We start from the raw sequence: 19788 nt of genomic DNA, 5'->3' as shown, positions 1-19788 counted from the left end.
CGGGGATGGACGGCCAGGACGACGTGGGGGAGAAGCCGCCGCACGCGTGGGACGACGCCGATGTCGCCCTCGCGCTGCGCGTGTTCTCCGACCGGCGGCCCGCGGTGCCCGCGCGGCTGGTCACGCGGTTGTGGTCATACTGGCGGAACCACGCGCCGGACCGGCCGCCGTTCGAGGACGACGAGCAGAACTTGGCGCTCGTCCTGCACGCCACCGCGCTGGGCATCCGGGCCGTGCCGACCGGCGACCGGGATCCGCTGGCGGCGTTGGTCGACCGGATCGGGTCCGACGACGTGTGCGCCCCGCTGACCCCGCGAACTCCTCCGTGGGGACCGCGCGCCGCCCTGTCGCCGGTGGTGCGCGCGGCGCTCTCGTCCACGCTGCACCACGTCCAGGTGGTGACCGACGGCCGAGGTCCGGTCGAGGTGCTCGTCGTCGGCACGGGCCTGCCCGAGATCCGCGAGCAGGTCGTACCCGCTGTGCTGACGGCCTCGCTGCGGATCAACGGTCCGGGCGCGGACGTCGTGAGCGACCTCGTCGGTGTCGGCGTGCTGCGCGTCGGCATCGACTCGGCCACCACCGGATCGGCGCCCGACCTGGCGTCGTCGCATGGCAGGCGCGCTCCGCTCGGCACGGGCACGTCCGCCCGCGTGGTGCTGCGCGACCTGGTCGGGTTCCTGCGCGGGCTGGAGCGCGACACGAATCTCGTGAGGGTCACCGAGGTCGACCAGGTCGACGTCGTCGCGTTCGACCGCGCGGTCCGCGACCTCGCGGGCCGGGCCGTCGCCCGGCCGCGCGGGGCGTTCCTGCGCCCGGCGGTCCCGGCGGGGTCGAGGGGCCTGGTGGCCCTGCTTCCGTACCTGCGCACCGACGCCGCGGACGAGGCCCGCTTCGGCGCCGGGGTCGGCCTGGAACTCGATCCCGATCTGCTCACCACCGCGTCCTACCGGCTGCTCGACCGGACGCACCACCGGGCGCTGGCCCGCCGGGTGTCGGTCGACGCGCGACTGCGCCGCGACCAGCTCGAAGCCGACCTCGCGCGCATCCGCGGCGAGCTGGAGGCGTTCACCCGCGCCTCAGCGGACGAACGGCGCCTGATGTGGGAGAGCACCGTGACCCTCGAGACGTTCTTCGACAACCACAGCGGCATCCACATCAAGCTGTCCACGCCCGAGGAGATCGACGCCGTCGAGTACTACGCGACGAACGTCCCGAACCTCATCAGGCTCCAGGAGGCGTGGGCGCTCCGGATGTCCGACCTCATCGCCGATCTCGACGCCGCGATCAACCGGCCGCAGGCGCCCGCGCGCCAACTGGCGGCCGGGCGGTTCCTGGACGCGGCGCTGCGCGGTGTCGTCCCGGACGAGAGCGCCGCGACGCGCGAGGCCTTCCTGCGCTGGCAGGACGAAGTGGCGCCGATGCTGCGGTACGAGTGGCGGGAGGCCGTGCGCCGCCAGGGCATCGATCCGGCGGACGTGTTCACCCCGCACACGCTGTTCCGCACCGGCTACCTGCCGCCCGTCGGCGACGACCCGGCGGCGTTGTCGGTGCGGGCGTGTTCCGTGGTGGACGAGGACCTGTCGGCGCTGCTCGCCGACTCGGCCCGCCGGGTGCTGGTGATCCGCGACGCCGCCGACCACGCGGTCGACGACCGGCCGCGCCCGGAGGACCGCGCGGAGGCCGAGGCGGCGTGGACCGCGCTGGCCGGGCTTGCGGAGCGCGGGGACGCCGCCGAGTTCGACGCGGCGTTCGTCACGGCGTTGCGCGCACACCCGCGGTACACCGTCGAACGGCTCGTGGCTGAGCTCGAGCCGCCCTCGCCGCCCTCCGTCGAGGCCGCGGAGATCGAGGACGAACTCGCCGCCGCGCAACGGGAGCACTCGCTGGGCGAGGGCATGGAACGCGCGATCATGGCCATGAGGCTGTCCGCGTTCATCACCGCGCGCGAGTGCCTGGACCGGGTCGTCGCCGAACCCGACGGCCAGGCGCGAGCCTGCCTGCTGCGCGCGATCGTCGAGTGCGTCGCCGCCGGGCTGCCGGACCAGGACATCCCGGAACTGCTGGGCACGCTGCCGCCGGGGCTGCCCCCGGCGGCGGAGCGGGCGATGGACGAGGCGGTGTCGCGGGACCGGGCGTTCACCACGAAGTGGCAGTCGCTGCTGCCCGCGATCGACCTGGACAGGGCGATCCGCCTGCTTTTCCGCGGTCTGCCGCGGGCGACCACCCGGAACTCGCGGCGGGAGTACGGGGCGTGGCTGTTCCGCGGCGCGATCGAGACCGCGGGGATGGCCACGCGCCTGACCGAGGCGGCGGGCGAGCTGGGGGAGGACTCCCAGGCGGTCGACTCCGCGCTGGTGGCGCTCGGCGGCGTGCTGGAGGAGATCCTGCTCGGGCCGTACGTCGGCGGCCCGCGCGGTCAGGCGCAGGCCCTGTTCGAGCTGTTGACCGGCCACCGGCCACCCCGGTACGGCCAGACCGAAGGGCGCTGAGCCGTGGAGAACGAACTGTTCGTGGTGTGGCTGGTGAAGACCTCGGAGCGGGCGCGCGCCGCCGTCGGCCAGTCGCTCGGCGACTTCGCCGAACGGGACCTCCTGGAGCTGATCGGCAGGGCGGCGAGCGAGGAGAACCGGCTGGCGGAACTGGCCGCGCACATCCGCGCGGAGTTCACCCCGACCGTGCTGCCGAGCGCGTTCACCGAACGGCACCTCCGGTCCATTGTGGATGCCAGGGTCGCGGGCCCGCTCGCGGTGGTGCTCGACTGCGCGCCGTCGCAGGCGCTGACGACCCTGCTGGACCCCGGCGGGCTCGCGGCGGCGCTGCGGGACTCCGGCGAGGCCGAACCGGGGGTGCTGGACCCGGAACTGCTGCTCCTGCGGCTGTTGACCCGACTACCCCGCCTGGCCGCCCGGTACGGGCTCGACGACCGCGACTGGGGGACGTTCGTGGAACGCGGGCACTGGCTCACGCCGTACGCGACGCGGCGGCTGGTCGAGCACGCCGAACGCCACGACTGGCCGCGCGACGCGACCCCCGTGCGCGTCCTCGCGGGTGTCCTCGACGGCACCGGCCGCCGCGCCGACTTCGCCCCGGCGCCCAGGTTCGACGCGCTGGCGGTGGTGGAATTGCGCCGCCGGATCGGCCTGCTCACCGAGGCGCTGCGCGACGAGGCCTCGACCCGCGCCGAGGAGGCCGCCCGCTCCGCGCCGGACCTCTCCAGCGTGGCCCTGCTGCCCGGCTGGCTGGAGCTGTACGAGCGGGGCGAGGTCGCGGGAGGCCTCAGCAGGCTATTCACCGGGGCGACCTCGGTGGCCGATCTGCTGGGCGACAGCCGCCTGCGGGTGCCCGAGGTGACCGGGACGCCCGTGCCGTCCGCGCGGCTGGAAGTCGTGGGGGAGAACACGTTCGGCGTGTGGCGCCGCCGCGTCGAGTTCGACGTCACCTGCGCGCTGGAGGACGGGGCGGACCCGGTCGTGGTGCTGCACTCCAGCGGCCTGCCCAAGGACGCGTTCCCGCCGATCCGCGCCAGGCTGCGCGAGCTGACCGGCGGTGACCTCGCCACGTCCGGCACGACGGTGGGCGAACGCCTGCTGCGCACCCAGGTGACGCGTCCGCGCGGCCTGCGCGGCCTGCTCCGCGGGTCACTGCGCACGCACGGCCCGGAGATCGTCCAGACCCTCCTGCTCACCGGTGTCACCAAACCGGTCGAGGTGCCCGCGCCGTGGCGCGAGTACCTCGCGACCACCCTGCCGTACCAGCCGGTCACACCGGGCGACACCGGTTTCCCCGAGCTGGACCGGATCAACGCCGAGCTGGCGGCGGGGCGCGACGTCGAGGTGGTCCGCTGACGCGTCCTCCGAAGATGGTGCAGGTCAACGACTTCCGCCGGGACCCGGTCCGGTTGGACGAAGATCGCCCGGTCCGTCGCGAGGTCGTGTGCCGTTGTCGGGCGGTTCGGCGCGTGCACTAGAACTTGGCCATGCGGTGGAACGGGCCCTGGGGGAGTCTGGTCGAGCGGGACGCGGAGCTGGAGGCGTTGCGCCGGGCGTTCGCCGACCTGGCGGGCGGTGGCGGTGGTGTGGTGGTCCTCGACGGGGCCGCGGGTCTGGGCAAGACGGCGTTGCTGCGGCACGCGCGGGAACTGGCCGGTGCCGCTGGGGTGACCGTGTTGCACGCGCGGGGAGCGGAGCTGGAACGGGACTTCACCTTCGGTGTGGTGCGCCAACTGCTGGAACCCGCGCTGCCGAGGGACCGCGACGAGCGGGCCGAGCTGTTCACCGGCGCCGCCCGCGCCACGATCAGGCTCTTCGGCCACGACGAACCCGGCGACGAGGTCGCGGGGGCGTCGTACGCCTTGCTCAACGGGCTGTACTGGCTGCTGGTCACGATGTCCGAGCGCGGCGCGCTCGTGGTCGTGGTCGACGACGCGCAGTGGGCGGACCTCCCGTCGATGCGGTTCATCGGGTTCCTCGCGCGCAGGCTCGAATCGCTGCCCGTCCTGGTGGTCGTCGCGACCCGCGCGGCCGAGCACGAGGACGGCGGGCTGCTCGACGACGTCCTGACCACCGACGTGTGCCTGCTGTTGCCGTTGAGGAACCTGAGCGCCGCGGCGGTGACCGACCTGGTCCGGCGGGAACTCGGCGAGGCGGCGAGCGACGCGTTCTGCGCGGCCTGCCACGCGACGACGGCGGGGAACCCGCTGTTCGTCCGGGAACTGCTCCGGGTCCTGGTCGCCAACGAGGTGTCGCCGGACGCGGCCGGGGCGGGGTCGGTGGAGGCGGCGGGCCCCGACGCGATCCGCCGCCACGTCGCCGCGCGGCTCCGCCGCCAGCCGGGCGAGGTGCAGCGGGTGGCGCGGGCCGTCGCGGTCCTGGGCGACGACACGGCGCTCGTGGTGGTGGCCGAGCAGTCCGGCGTGACACCGGAGGTCGTGGTGATGTCGGCGGAACGGCTCACCAGGCACGGCATCTTCGAGCGGGCGGACCCACCGGCCTTCGTGCACGCGGTGGTCCGCGACGTCGCGCTCTCCCTGGTACCGCTGGTGGATCGCGGTGCCGAGCACGACCGGGCCGCGTCGGTGCTCCGGCGGGCGGGGGAGCCGGTGGCGCGGGTGGCGTCGCACCTGCTGCGCACGATCCCGGCGGCGAACCCGGACCGGATCCCCGTGCTGCTGGCGGCGGCGGAGGAGGCCTGGCTGCGGGGTTCGCCGCAGGGCGCCTCGGTCTACCTCGCCCGAGCCCGCGCCGAACCGCCCGCGGCGCAGCACCGCTCGGAGGTCAGCCGTCGGCTGGGCAACTGCGAGGCGCACCACCTCGCCGTCGAGGACGCGGCGGCGCACCTGGAGGAGGCGCTGGCGCTGGCGGACGACCCGGAACAGCGCGCCCGCTGCGCGTACAGCCTCGCCCGGTTCCGCAACGCCTGCGGCGACACCGGTCCGGCGCTGGAACTGCTGTCGCGAGCGGTCGACGAACTCCCGGAGGGCGCGGACCCGGTGCTGGCCGGGCAGATGGCCGAGGAGCTCATGGGGTTCGCCAGGGCGTGGTTGTCGGCCCGCCCGCTCCAGGTGGACCTGCTCGCCCGGCTCGGCGACCGGCTCGGCCGGTCGAGCCCCGTGCTGACGGCCCAGCGCGCCGTGGAGTCGGCCATCGCGGGCGCCCCCGTGGACGAGACGCTGGTGCTGGCGCGCAAAGCACTGGTGGGCAACAGCTTGACGCCCGAGCGCTCCGCGATCTGGGCGGCGGTGACGACGCTGGTGGTCGCCGACCGGCTCGGTGAGGCCGAGCACCGGGTGCAGCGGGCGTTGGCGTTCGCGGTCGACCGGGGGCTGCTGCTCCCCATGGGGGTCGTCCGCGGGTACCTGGCCAGGATCTCCCTGCTGCGCGGGGACCTGGCGCAGGCGGCCGAGCACGTGGAGATCGGGACGCGGGCCGTGCCGGAGCCGAACGTGGGCCTGCCCGCGCTGGACTCGACCAGGATCCACCTGCTCGTCGAACAGGGCGACCTGACCGGAGCGGCCGACGTGCTGCGCCGAAGCGTCCTGGGTGAGGGCCAGGACGCGCGGAGCACGTTGGAGGTGTGGTTGCTGGAAGCCCGCGCGCGGCTGCGCGCCGAGCAGGGCGACGACGCCGCGGCGCTGGCGGACGCCCTCGCCTGCGGGGCGGCGTACGAGCAGTGGGGCGCGCCGGGCGTCTGGGAGGTGCCGTGGCGGCTCCACGCGGCCGGGGCGTGCCTGCGGCTGGAACGCCGTGACCAAGCCGCCGAGCTGATCGCCGAAGAGCTGCGGGCGGCACGATCCCTCGGTGTGCCCAGGCACATCGCCGTCGCGCTGCGCCACGCCGCGCGCCTGGGCGACACGTCCGCGGCGCTGTCCGAGGCGGTGGACCTGCTGAGGGACGGCCCGGCCCGGCTGGAACTCGCCCGCGCCCTGGCCGACCTCGGCGCTCACCAGGTGCGGATCGGCTCCGGCGGGCCGGGGCGGCAGAACCTCAGGCAGGCAGCGGAACTCGCGGTCGAGTGCCGGGCCACGGGACTCGCCGAACGCCTGCGCGCCTCGCTCACGGCCAACGGCGGCCGGTCGCCGCGCGTCCAGGTCTCCGGCGTCCCGTCGCTGACCCCGGCGGAACGGCAGGTCGCCGACCTCGCGGCCGACGCGTTGACGAATCGGCAGATCGCGGAAAAGCTGTTCGTCAGCGAGAAGACCGTGGAGACGCACCTGAGCCGCGCGTACCGCAAGGTGGGCGTCACGTCCCGGACCCAGCTCGCGGTCCGGATGGCCGCCGCCCGCGAACGTCAGGGGGTCCGTCGGGGTTTCCCCTGACGACGGTGGCGGCACGCCGGTCCTAATCTCCCTGGCATTCCCTCGACTCCACCCCACTCGGGCACCGCGGTACGCCGTGCTCCGGGAGTCGAACCCTGGATTCCATGGAGGACCAGTGCTGCGCGACGAGGCGTCTCCGGGTTATGCCCGACTGTTCGGCGAACTCGACTTCAGGCGGGACGAGGACGCGAGATCGGTGTACTCGCCCGCCGCCTACCTCGTGGACCTGCTCGCGCTGATGGAGGCCAACCTCGGCGGGAACGCGCTGCTGGAGCGCCGGACCGACCTGGGCCGCGTGAGGTTGGACGCGGAGGGCACGTTCGCCGAGACGCCCTACCTCGACGTGGTCAACGAGGTGCTGGAGCGGGAGCTGGGACCGGCGCCGTACGACACCCTGCGCCAACGGAGGCACCCGTTCGCGCTGCCGTTCGCGCTCGACGCGGAAACGCTGCGGGTCCACCTGCGGCACCTCCAGGTCACGCCGCTGGAGCTGTACTGGCTGTTCGCCGCGCCGCCCGACCACGACACCTCCGCCCGTGAACTCCTGGCGATGTCACCGGAGGACGTCGCGGTCGTGACGAGGTCGGACGAGGGGGAGGCCGACCTCGCGGTGTCCTACGGGCTCGCGGAGGGCGAGTCGCTCGGCGTGCTCCGCGACGCGGCCCGGTTCGCCGAGGCCACCGGCCTGTCCGGGGACGAGCTGCGCGAGCTGGTGGCGATCGACGACGCGGTCGGGCTGAACGCGGACGGCACGCTGCTGGAGTGGGGCGAGTCGCCGCCGCTCGCCTGGCTCGGCTGGGCGCACCGGTTCGGGCGCCTGGCCCGCGCCACCGGCCTCAGTCCTGCCGACCTCGGACTGGCGGTCACCACGTTCTGCGCCGGCCGCGTCGACCCACCCGCGCTGCGGGCGCTGGCCGCCGTCCTGCGGCTGCGCGACGCCCACGACCTCACCGTCACCGACGTCTGCCGCCTGGCCGTCCCGGTGGAACCGGACGAGGTGCGCGGCTGCTCGGGCGACCTCCTCTCCGCGCACAACAAGGACTACCGGCTCCGGCTGGTGACCTGGATCGACGTCGCCGAGAGCGAGATCGCCACGATCGTCCGGCGGTACCGCGAGCACCACACCGGGCACGAGCCCGGCCCGTTCGACCGCGGTGCGGTGGGACTGGCGGAGATCGGCCTGCTGCACCGGGCCGGTCACCTCGCCTCGACCCTCGGCGTCTCGGCGGACGAGCTGTTCGACGTGCTCGACGCCCTGCACCGCGACCCGTCGCTGCGCCGGTACACCACGTTCCCGGTGATCGGCGACGTCGCCCCGCAGCGCGACGTCTTCACGGTGCTGGCGGGCGGGGACCCCGCCGAAAGCCTGTGGCTGGCCCAGGTCCTGTTCGCCGTGGTCACCTGGGCGCAGGCCGCGGGCTTCTCCGGCCGGGAGCTGACCGAGGTGGTCGGCGGCGGCCGGGAGACCGACGACGGCGGGGTGCGGACGCTGGTGGACGGTCTCGTCCAGGCGTTCGAGCAGGCCGCCTTCACCCCGGAGCTGTTCGCGGGCGGTCGCTTCGGCGAACGCGCGAGCAAGGTGCTGCACGACGTGCTGGTCGCGTACGACCGGGGCATCGTGTCCACTTCGGACAGTCGTCTGCTGCGCCTGGACCCCGCCGTGACCGCGACCGCCGCCTACGACGCCGTCACCGACTTCGGCGTGGTCGTCGCCGAGGACTTCCAGGGACTCGGCCTCGGCGAACGCCTCCAGGCCAAGGTCTTCGGCAACCTCGTCCTGCTCGGCCACCTGCGCCCCGACGGCACGCTCGCCGTCGGGACCACCGAGGGCCTGCGGCTGGCGAGCGACTTCGGCGCGCACCGCGACGAGCTGTTCAAGGCGATCGGGGCGGTGGCCCACGAGACCGCCGCGTTCTTCCCCGCCGACCTGGGCGCGCTGCCCGACCTCGACCCGAGCGGCCACGCGGAGCTGTACGACAACCTGGTGCACAACGGGTACCTGGAGGACGGCGGCGACCTCACCGACCCGGCCTTCTTCCTGGAGCCGACCAACTCCGAGCACTTCCGGGTCAACGCGGACCTGGCGGACGTGACCGGCCCCGTCCTCGCCCTGCTGGACGAGCGGATCACCCGGTTCGCCGAACAGCCGCTGCGGCCGACCCCCGAGGTCTTCGCCGAGCTGCGGCTGACCGACGCGCAGGTGACCGCCCTGCTGGCGAGCCTGGTGTTCAACGGCCACCTCGACGAGGACGGGAACTACCGGGACAAGGCGGCGCTGGCCGCGCTGCCACTGGCCGAGTTCGGCCTCGCCATCGAGTTCTACCCGCGCCGCCGGGAGGTACTGGACGCCGTTCAGCGGCAGGTGCTGGCGCTGCGCGCCGAACTGCACACCTTCACCGCCGAGCAGTTCGCCGGGATCGCCGACGTGGCCGCGACCGGGCGCGTGCTCACGGCACTCGAAGGCCGCCACCTCGCGGAGGGCCGGGTGGTGGACGAGGAGCTGTTCACCGGACCGGAGGGGACGCCGGATCTCGGCGGGGAGTTCCCGGCCGCCGAGCGGGACACGGTCGTCCGGCAGATCCGGGTCGCGCTGGCCGACGAGCGGCCGTACCGGCTCGACCCGGCGGCGCTGTCCGCCCTCGGTTTCACCGCCGAGGAGCGCGACGGGCTGCTGGCGCACCTGGTCGAGTCCGGTCACCTGACCGAGGGCCTCGCGGTCACCGAGCGGCGGCTGCCGTACTTCCGCAACGTCACCAACGCCCACGACTTCGCACTGCCCGGACTGGAGGACTACGCCAAGGACGTGTTCTTCCTGCTGCACGCGGCGGCCGACGCCGTGGCGCAGGCCGTCTCGGAGGTGCTGGACCGGCTCGACGAGCTGGCGAACCGGCAGGAACAGGCGTTGCGCGACGTGCTGGCCGACGTGTTCGGGGTGCCGCAGGAGACCGCCGCGGCGATCTGCCGAGGCGTGACCGGCGGGGTGCAACAGGCCTTCGACACGCTCGTCGCGCCCGCGCTCACCGCACGGGACGTGCCGGTGGGCCCGCACTTCCGGCTCGCCCACCGCCGGATCCGGCGGTTCGCCCTGCTGGCCGCGAAGCTCGGCCTCGACGCGGCCGAGGTGACCGCGGTGTTCACCGATCAGGACCTGGCGGGCAAGTTCCCGGAGAACCTCGCGCTCCCGCCGGGCGTCCAGTCGTTCGACGCCCTGCTGGAGTCCTCCGACGGCACCGTCCTGGTGTTCGCCGGACCGGCGTACTGGACCTACGCGGCGGGCACCTACGCGCTCAAGAGCGCGACCCCGACGCCGTTGGTGGAGCTGTCGCCGCGCTTCGAGGGACTGGTGGCCGTCGACGCCGCGTTCACGCTGCCGTCCGGCGTCTCGTGGATCGTCGGCCACACCGCGGCGGGCGGGTCCAGGACCTTCACCCGGCAGCCCGGTGGCACCCGCTGGGCGCCGCGGGAGCAGACCTGGGGCAAGGTGGACAACACCTTCGCCGACCCGGACCGGATCGACGGCGCGTTCGCCGACTCGGACGGCCGCACCTACCTGTTCAGCGGCGAGCAGTACATCCGCTACTCGTCCGCGGACTACACCCACGTCGACGAGGGCTATCCGAGGCCGGTCGCCGAGTGGCGGGAGCGCGAGGGGCTGGGCGACCTGCCCGCGGGCCCGCTCGACGCGTTCCAGGCCCCGGACGGGAAGATCCACGTGCTCACGGGCGCGACGGGCTGGGGCCGCGTGCGCAACGCGTTCGAGGGGCTCGCGCGCCTGGACGCCGCGCACACCACCGGATCGGCGGTCGAGCTGTACGCGGGTGACCAGGTCGTCCGCTACTCCGACAGCGTCGAGAACCCCGGTGTCCGGGCCGACGAGGGGCACCCGCGGCGGATCTCGGGCGTTCCCGGCTGGTTACAGAGCGGTGTCGACGCCGCCTTCACCGACCAGAACGGCGTCCTGCACCTGTTCAAGGACGGCACGACCGCCGCGGTCAACGGCGACGACGTCTCCGTGGTGCAGACGCAGCAGCGCTGGGGCGTGCTCCCGCCCGCCCTGCCCAGCGGCACGGTGGACGCCGCGCTCGCCGGGCTGGACGGCCGCACCTACCTGTTCAGCGGCAGCACGTACCTGCGCTACTCGGCCGGTGACTACACCGTGGTCGACAGCGGGTACCCGCGAAAGATCAACACCGACTGGGGCGGGCTGGACGCGGTGGACGCCGCCTTCGTCCTGGACGGCAGCACGTACCTCTTCGGCGTGGGCGGACTGCTGTTCGAGCTGGCCGCCGACCTGTACGAGGACGTCGCCGCGCGCAGGCTGAGCCCGGCGCTGCTCAGCCGGTTCGCCGAGCACGGCCTGACCCCGACCAGGATCACCGGCCACGGTGGCGCGTACTGGTCGGTGCAGACCGGCCAGGGGCTGAACTGCCAGATCAGGCGCCGGGCGGGCCGGATGACCGTGCACGGCGACGGGAGCCGGTACTCCGTCCGCTACAGCACCGCCGACTACCGCACGCCGGACGCCGGGTTCCCGAAGCCGCTGTCCGACAACTGGTGGAACGTGCCGGAGGGCTTCGCCGCCCAGCCGGTCGACGCCGTGTTCACCGGCCGGGACAACGACACGTACCTGTTCTCCGGCAACAGCTTCATCCGCTTCGACGCGCGGCACCGCTGGTGGTCCGAGCCGATGTCGCTGCGCGAGCACTGGGACAGCGTGCCGTTCGACAAGGTCGACGCCGCGTTCGTCGGCCACGACGGCAGGACCTACCTGTTCTCCGGCAGCCGGTACGCGCGCTACTCGACGGACGACTACACCAGGGTGGACGACCGGTACCCGGCCCTGATCGCGGGGCACTGGGACAACGTCCGCAACAACGTCCGGCGCACCGGCCGGGTCGACGCCACCCTGGTCACCCGTTCCAGGGAACAGGCCGAGGGCGCCGACGTGCTGCGCACCTACACCTACCTGTTCTCCGGCGACCAGTACTTCCGCTACGTCGGCACCGACTACGAGCGCGTCCAGCACGGGTACCCGCGGCTGATCGAGGACCTGTCCTCCGAACCGGGGCTCGGTGCCCTGGACGTCGTCCTGGAGGGCGTCGACGCCGCGTTCGCCGACCGCCGCACCACGTACCTGTTCAGCGGCGACCACTTCCACGCCGTCTCGGCCGAGGTGTACCGGAGCTACGACTCCACGGGCATCGGCGAGGGCGCCTGCGTCTTCGTCGAGAACGGCAGCGTCGTCGTCGGCACCGGGGACGGCTGGGTCAAGCGGTCCGCGATCGAGGGGCACGAGACCAGCGCCGGCGAGTTCCGGCCGCGCACCCTGCGCACCGTCCCGCCGGAGTTCCGGACCGGCCTGGACTCCGTGCTGACCGGCGCCGACGGGAACACCTACCTGTTCAAGGGCCAGTCCTGCTTCGACACGCGGCTCAACCGCGCCTACCCGCTCGCCGAGGAGTGGGGCCGCCCGCGCAACACGATCCACCAGGACAGCCGGGTCGACGCCGCGTTCGTCGGCCGCGACGGCAGGACGTACCTGTTCAGCGGCGACCAGTTCTTCGTCCACACCGGCGCGGGATCGGTCATCGACGGCGACCCGCTCCCCATCGCCGAGCACTGGGGCGGGCTCACCAGCGTGGCGCTCGCGTTCGTCAGGGACGGGAAGACCTTCCTGTTCGAGCACCCCGACGAGACCGGGCGCAGGCGCCACGTCGTCTACTCGGGCACCGACCACGGCTCGCCGGACGAGGGCTACCCGACGATCGCCGACGACAGCGCCCTGCCGGTCCCGGACGGGTTCCCCTTCCCCGACGCCGTGCTGTTCGAACAGGACACGATGATCCTGCTCGGCGGCGAGAACTGCGTCTCCTACGACCCCGCGGCCGAACGCTGGTCGCGCGTGCGCCCGATCACCCGCCTGTTCCCCGGATTCGGCCGGGGGCTCGACGCCCCCGACGGCCTGCGCACCGCCTTCACGGCGTCCGACGGGGTGACCCACTTCTTCTTCGACCGGACGCACGCGCGGTTCGCCGACGGCGCGTTCGGGCCGCTCGCCCCGACGCGGGACCGGTGGGGCCTGTCGCGCAACCCGTTCACCACGGACGGCGGACGCGTCGACGCCGCGTTCGTCTACCGCGGTGAGGTCACCTACCTGTTCTCCGGCGACCGCTACGTGCGGTACACCGGCGGCGACTACCGGGCCGTCGACGCGGGCTACCCGAAGAGGACCGCGGGCAACCTGCGGCTGGAGGAGCCGTTCGCGAACCTGCCGGAGGCCTTCGACGACGCGCTGGACCGGCAGGTCGACGCCGTGTTCGGCAACGACCGCAGCATCCACCTGCTCGTCGGCGGGGTCTGCCACACGGTGTCGCCGTCGGCGACGGCCACCTACCCGATCACCCGGCTCGGCGCGCCGCGCAACACGATCGCCGAGACGGGCCGGGTCGACGCGGCACTCGTCGCCGACCGGCGGGTCTACCTGCTCTCCGGCGACCAGTACGTCCGGTACTCGTCGGCCGACTACTCCCAGGTGGACGACGGCTACCCCAAGGGCCTCACCGAGATCACGGCGGAGCTGGACGTCCCGGCCCTGCCCGTCGAGTTCCAGGACGGGGTCGACGCGGCGTTCCGCGGCCCCGACGGCGCCACGTACCTGTTCCGGGGCAAGCGGTTCACCGGCCCGGACGGGCCGCTCGACGTCAAGGCCAAGTGGGGCAGGGTGCGCAACGAGTTCGACTCCGGTCGGCTCGACGCCGCCCTCGTCGGTCCCACCGGCGAGCTGTACGCGTTCGCGGGGGACCAGTTCGTCCGCTACGCCGCCGGGTCGCCGCCGGAGGTGGTCGCCCCCGGCTTCCCCCGCACGATCGAGGACGACTGGGGCGACCTGCCTGACGACTTCGAGTCCGGTGTGGACGGTGCGTTCGGCTTCGAGGGCCGCGCCTACCTGACCAGCGGGCGCCGGTACGTCCGCTACTCCGGCGACCTCGACCGGGTCGACCGCACGTTCCCGCAGGAGTTCCGGCACCGCTGGTCCGGGACGTCGGACTACCGGCTGACCGACGTGCACACCACCGCGCGCTTCACCGAGCTGCTGCGGTCCGGCCCCGACGGCCTGGCGGCGTTCTTCGTCGACGGCGCCGACGACCCGTACCAGTACCTGGCCGACGCGTTCGGGTGGGACGTCGAGGAGGTGCGCTGGGCCCGGCGCAACCGCGCCCTGCTGGTGCCGCACACCCCCGAGGAACGGCTCTGCGAGATCGAGTTCCTGCTCAAGCTGGTCGACGTCTTCGCGACCGCGCGGCGGCTGGGCGCCGGGCCGTCGACGATCCACGCCGAGGTCTGGTCGAAGCTGCACCGCGCCCACGACCCGGCCGCCGCCGCGTCGGCCCTGCGCGGGCTCCTCGAACGCAAGGCGGGCGCCCAGGAGTGGGCGAAGCTGGAAGGCCTCCTGCACGACGAGGTCAACGTCCTCAAGCGGGACGCGCTCGTCGCCGCGGTGGCACCGGGCGACGGCGGCTCGCGGGACCTGTTCCGCCGCCACTACATCGACGTCGCCATGGGACCGCAGGGCACCACGTCGCGGGTCCGCGAGGCCATCGCGGCCACGCAGCTCTACCTGCACCGCTACCTGCTCGACCTCGAAGAGGTGGCGCTGCCCGCGCGGGTGGACGCCGACGAGGTCCGCGCCCGGATCAGGACGTGGTGGGCGTGGATGAAGAACTACCGGCTCTGGGAGGCCAACCGGAAGGTCTTCGTCTACCCGGAGAACTACCTGCGCCCTGAGCTGCGCGCGCACAAGACCCCCGCGTTCGCCGCGCTGGAGGAGGACCTGCTCCAGAAGGAGATCACGGCGGAGTCCGTGCTCGCCGCCTACAAGCGCTACCTCGACGAGTACACCGAGGTGTCCCGGCTGACGATCGCGGGCGGTTACGTCTACACCGAGGACGGCGCGGACGAGGACACCCGCGAACTGGTGCTGTTCGGCCGGACCAGGACCGAGCCGCGCCGCTACTACTACCGGAGCGCGGAATTCCGCGACGCCGGTGGGCTCTCCACGACCTGGGAGCCGTGGCAGCGCGTCGACGTCGCCATCGAGGCCGAGCAGGTCAGCCCGGTGCACGCGTTCGGCCGGGTGTTCGTGTTCTGGCCGACGGTCGAGGTCGTGGCCCCGAAGAGCGCGGCGAGCACGACCGTCACGACCAAGCAGGTCGACGGCGGCCAGGCGGTGTCGTCACCGCCGCCGAAGTACCAGGTGAAGATCTCCTACTCGTTCCGCAACCTCAACGGCGAGTGGGTGGCGGCGCAGGTCCTCGCGTTCGACGCCGAGCAGGACGGACCTGTCGCCGACGTGCGCCTGTACGTCCAGGCGTCGCGGACCGTCCCCGGCGGCGACCGGCACGACTCGATCGTCGTGCAGTGCTCGTACCTGGCCGCGGGCAAGCGCGTCACGTCCGCGTTCACGCTCACCCCCGAGCTGTACGGGATCCGCACCACGAAGACCACCGCCCCCGCCGAGCCCGCGGACCTGAAGTGGATCTTCGCCGAGCCGGTCGACCCGGCGTCGATCGTGCGCTTCAACGCCCCCGCCGACACCACGGACGGCACCTGGGTCAGCGTGGACCACAAGGGCGGCAGCTTCCTGTGCCGCCCGGTCTTCTCCGGTGAGGCGGCGCGGGTCGAGTCGCTGGCGAACAACACCGACAACCTGCCCACCACGTGGGACGTCACCGCGGGGTTCGAGCTGGCCGACGGCACCCGCTACTACTTCGACGGCCCCGCCGGGCAGTACATCGTGGTCCAGCCGGACAAGCAGACGTCGCACCAGAAGCGCAAGTACGTGAACGAGAAGTTCGGGATCGTCGGCACGAACCTGCGCCGCACCGGCCGGGTCGACGCCGCCGTGATCCGCGACGAGAGCCTGTACCTGTTCTCCGGTGACGAGTACTACCGCTTCGGCAACCTGGACCTCAGGCAGGGCGACCTGGCCGAGCACCGCAAGCTCGCGGGCAACGAGCGGGGGTTCCCGGCCTGGTCGAAGGTCGACGGGGTGTTCGCGGGTTCCCACGACAAGCTGGTCTTCTGCTCGCGGGAGCTGGAGGGCTACGTGGTCTCCGGCGACCTGACCACCGTCCGGAGCTTCCGGGAGAAGTGGAAGGCACCCGCGGGGAAGAAGCTGGACGCCGTGGTGCACCGCGACGGCCGCGTCTACGCCGTCTTCGGCGACCAGTACGTCCGGATCAGCACCGCGGACGTCAACGCGGTGGACAACGGCTACCCGCGGGCACTGGCCAACAACAACGACGGCGTCCCGGAGACCACCGCCGGGCCGACCATCGCGGTCGGCTCCACCACCTTCCAGTTCGACAACACCGCCTCGACGTGCACGATCAAGGTCCACACCGCGTCCGTCGTGGTGCAGACCAAGCAGCTCGGCAAGAAGGCCACCAGGCTGGAGGCGGACGGCAAGGTCAACGCGGCGTACGTCTCGGACGGCAAGCTGCACCTCGTCACCGACACCGAGCACTTCCGCTACACGCTCAACGCGGACGGCTCCATCCCCGAGCACGCCGACGAGAACTACCCGAAGACCCCCGTCGCGGGCGTGCGCGGCGTGATCAGGCGCGGTGACAAGCACTACGTGCTCACCGCCACCCAGTACGGCGCGCTCGGCACGAACGGCGAACCCTCCGGCGCCGTGGAACTGCGCCCCTACGCGGGCAACTGGAACTGCCTGCCGTCCGGGTTCCCGAAGAACCTCACGGGCGCGCTCACCGTATCCGGCAAGCTGTTCCTGCTGCTGGGCAAGGACTACGCGGCCTACCCGACGGGCGCCGAGGTCGAGATGCCGTGCGAGCTGTCGCAGTTGCCGGTCGAGATCATCCGGCTGACGTCCAGCACCGCGTACGAGCTCAACCGGCGGCTGCTCGTCGGCGGGGTCGACGCGCTGCTGGCCCCGGACACCCAGGAGCTGGACGAACTGCCGGGGTTCAGCGCGGCGAAGTCCGACGCCACCACCATCAAGGTGACGGCGACGACCGCCGCGGCGGGTGTGCCCGTCGGCTCGCACCTGGACTTCGACAGCGCCAACGGCGGCTACTACTGGGAGATCTTCTTCCACGCGCCGATGCTGATCGCCCAGGCGCTCAACGACGCGCAGCGGTTCGACGACGCGCGGCGCTGGTACGAGTACGTCTTCGACCCCACCCAGCGGGCGCGCTACTGGCGCTTCCTGCCGTTCCTCGCCGTGGACGCGCACGCCCTCGTCGCCGGGTGCCGGGCCGACCTGGACGCGCTGGGGTCGGCGGACGTCACGTCGGTGCTCGGCCCGGTCCTCGACGTCATCGACACGATGGCACCCGCGTTCCTGGGGCACCGCCCCCTCACGACGTCCGAGACGCGGTACCTGGCCGGGGCCGCCGCGACGGGCATCGCCTCGGTGACCGAGCAGCTCGGCAAGCTGAAGTCCACGGCCGCCGCCCGCCTGCTGGACCGGGTGGCGATGCTCGGGCTGCTCGAACGCCAGTACAAGGCCATGACGGGCAACCGCGCGAGCCTGGTGGCCGCGTACTACGACGACCCGTTCGACCCGCACCGGATCGCGCGGCTGCGTCCGATCGCGTACCGCAGGACCGCGGTGATGGCCTACATCGACAACCTGCTCGACTGGGGCGACCTGCTGTTCCGCCAGCACACCGCGGAGAGCGTCGACGAGGCCAGGATGCTCTACACCTTCGCCTACGACCTGCTGGGCGACCGGCCGTACGACACGGGCCCGCGGGTGTTGCCGCCCGTGAAGGACTACGACGGCCTCGACGGCGACGAACCCGACGGGGACGGCGAGTCGGCGGTGAGGCACCTGACGCTCAACGGAGCCCTCCTCCAGAACACCGGAGCGGTCCACGCCGGTGTCGCCAACCCCTACTTCTACGTGCCGGAGAACAGCGCGTTCCTGGAGTACTGGGACCGGGTGGAGGACCGGCTGCGCAAGATCCGCGCGTCGCTGGACATCCTCGGCGTCAGCAGGCCGCTGCCGCTGTTCGAGCCGCCCGTGGACGTGCGGGCACTGGTCCGCGGCGCCGCTTCCGGCGCGTCCGCCGACCAGGTCGCCGCCGCGCTCGCCGTGCCCGTCCCGGCGTACCGGTTCGCGTTCCTGCACCGCAAGGCGCAGGAACTGGCCGACCGCTGCAAGCAACTCGGAGCCGACCTGCTCGCCGCGTTCGACCGCCGCGACAGCGAGGAACTGGCCCTGCTCCAGAACAGGCAGGAGTCCGCCGTGCTGGAGCTGACCCGGCGGATCAGGCTGGACCAGGTCGAGATCGCCCAGGCGAACCTGCGGGAACTCCAGGCGGCGCTGACCGGTGCCGACACCCGCGTCGGGTACTACGAGAAACTGATCGACGAAGGGCTCACCCCGTTGCAGGAGGCCCAGATCGCGATGATGTCGCTGGGATCGGCGGCGCACTTCGTCGCGAGCGGGCTGAAGATCGGGGCCGCCATCGCGTCCAGCGCCCCGCAGGTCTACCTCGGGCCGTTCATCCTCGGCAGCTCGTACGGCGGCGAGCAGGTCGGCGACGCCCTGAGCCTCGGCTCGGAGATATCCGAGTCCCTCGGCGAGGGGTTCAGCGTGCTGGGCGAGCTGCTCGGCGTGCGCGCCGACCAGGAGCGGCAGGCGCAGGACTGGCGGCTCCAACTGGCGACGTCGCGCGCCGACGTGGCGCAGATCGGCCAGCAGATCGCCGGAGCGCAGCTCCAGGTGGCCGTCGCCCAGCGGGAACTGGAGGTCCTCGACCGGCAGGCGGCCCACCTCGACGAGGTCGGGACCTTCCTCACCGGCAAGTTCGCGGGCGCCCAGCTCTACCACTGGATGGCGGGCAGGCTGTCGGGGCTGTACTTCCAGACCTACCACACCGCCTACGAGCTGGCCCGCTCGGCGGAGCGGGCGTACCGGTTCGAACGCGGCGGCGACGACGCGTTCATCCAACCGTCCTACTGGGACAGCAAGCACAACGGGCTGCTGGCGGCCGAGGGCCTGACCCTCGACCTCGACCGGCTCGGGCAGGCGCACGTCACCGGGGACACCAGGAGCTTCGAGATCACCAAGCGGGTCTCGCTGCTCCAACTCGACCCGATGGCCCTGCTGGCGCTGAAGAACGACGGCACGTGCGAGTTCGCGCTGACGGAGGAGCTGTTCGACCGCGACTTCCCCGGCCACTACCGCCGCCAGATCCGCACGGTCAGCGTCTCGTTCGACACGGCGGACGGGCCGGTCGGCGTCAACGCGACGCTGACCCAGCTCGACAGCAGGATCGTGCTGTCGGCGGACGCCAAGGCGGTCAAGTACCTGCTCGACCCCAAGGGCGCCCAACCGGAGTCGGTGCGCGGTGACTGGCGCTCCAGCGGGCAGGTCGCGTTGTCCGACGTCGAGTCCGGTCGGGACAACAACGGCCTGTTCGACCTGCGCTTCGACGACGACCGGTACCTGCCGTTCGAGGGCTCCGGCGCGGTGTCCCGGTGGCGCCTGGAAGCTCGCGGAGGGCTGGACGTCCTGGACGTCACGGTCACCGTGAAGTACACGGCGGAGCCGGGCGGGGAGTCCTTCGCCACGGCGGTCAAGGGGATGCTCCGGCCGTACCCCACCGCACGCCACTTCGACGTCGCCACCGCGTTCCCGACCGAGTGGGCCGAGTTCGTCGAGGGCGACACCACCGAACTGCTGCTGCCCATCACCCCCGACCGGCTTCCCGGCATCGTGGGCCGCCGGATCACCGGTGTCTACGCCCGCTACGCCGTGGCGGACGGGGGAGAGGCGGGCTTCGCCCTCAACGGGGAGCCCCGCCTCGCCCTCGACGACGGCAAGCTGCTGGGCACCCCCGGCCTCGCCACCGGCCAGTGGCGACTGGTCTTCACGGGCGACAAGCGGAAGCTCGACGCCCTCACCCTGATCCTCACCTACCGCGCCGCAGTGCGCTGAA

4 protein-coding genes are annotated in these 19788 nt (G+C 72.8%); all 4 read left to right on the top strand.

Annotated elements, in window-relative coordinates:
* The first annotated feature begins 5 nt into the window (after positions 1-5).
* The 4 genes from NZH93_RS13535 to NZH93_RS13515 all read left to right on the top strand — a co-directional run bounded on the left by NZH93_RS13535 (position 6) and on the right by NZH93_RS13515 (position 19787).
* Positions 6-2489 carry a hypothetical protein gene (locus tag NZH93_RS13535; protein ID WP_259623385.1) on the top strand — a complete coding sequence of 828 codons (2484 nt, stop codon included), beginning with the start codon at positions 6-8 and terminating at the stop codon, positions 2487-2489.
* Between the two features lie 3 nt (positions 2490-2492).
* Complete coding sequence (locus NZH93_RS13530; RefSeq protein WP_259623384.1) at positions 2493-3845, top strand: hypothetical protein; 1353 nt, start codon at positions 2493-2495, stop codon at positions 3843-3845.
* A 131-nt stretch (positions 3846-3976) separates the two neighbouring features.
* A complete protein-coding gene (locus NZH93_RS49785; protein ID WP_276023328.1) occupies positions 3977-6814 on the top strand; it encodes a helix-turn-helix transcriptional regulator in 2838 nt (945 codons plus the stop codon).
* A gap of 115 nt (positions 6815-6929) precedes the next feature.
* Positions 6930-19787: a Tc toxin subunit A-related protein gene (locus NZH93_RS13515; protein WP_259623383.1), complete on the top strand. Its 12858-nt coding sequence runs from the start codon at positions 6930-6932 to the stop codon at positions 19785-19787.
* Position 19788: the final 1 nt, after the last annotated feature.

It is taken from the genome of Umezawaea endophytica (assembly GCF_025061645.1).
GTDB classification, from domain to species: domain Bacteria; phylum Actinomycetota; class Actinomycetes; order Mycobacteriales; family Pseudonocardiaceae; genus Umezawaea; species Umezawaea endophytica.
The sequence above is the reverse complement of the archived record's forward strand: the minus strand, read 5'-3'. Positions and strand labels throughout refer to the sequence as shown.

Bases quoted from the DNA above. Each gene is read 5' to 3' on its own strand.
- NZH93_RS49785 (WP_276023328.1), top strand. From the start codon at position 3,977: ATGCGGTGGAACGGGCCCTGGGGGAGTCTGGTCGAGCGGGACGCGGAG.
- NZH93_RS13535 (WP_259623385.1), top strand. From the start codon at position 6: ATGGACGGCCAGGACGACGTGGGGGAGAAGCCGCCGCACGCGTGGGAC.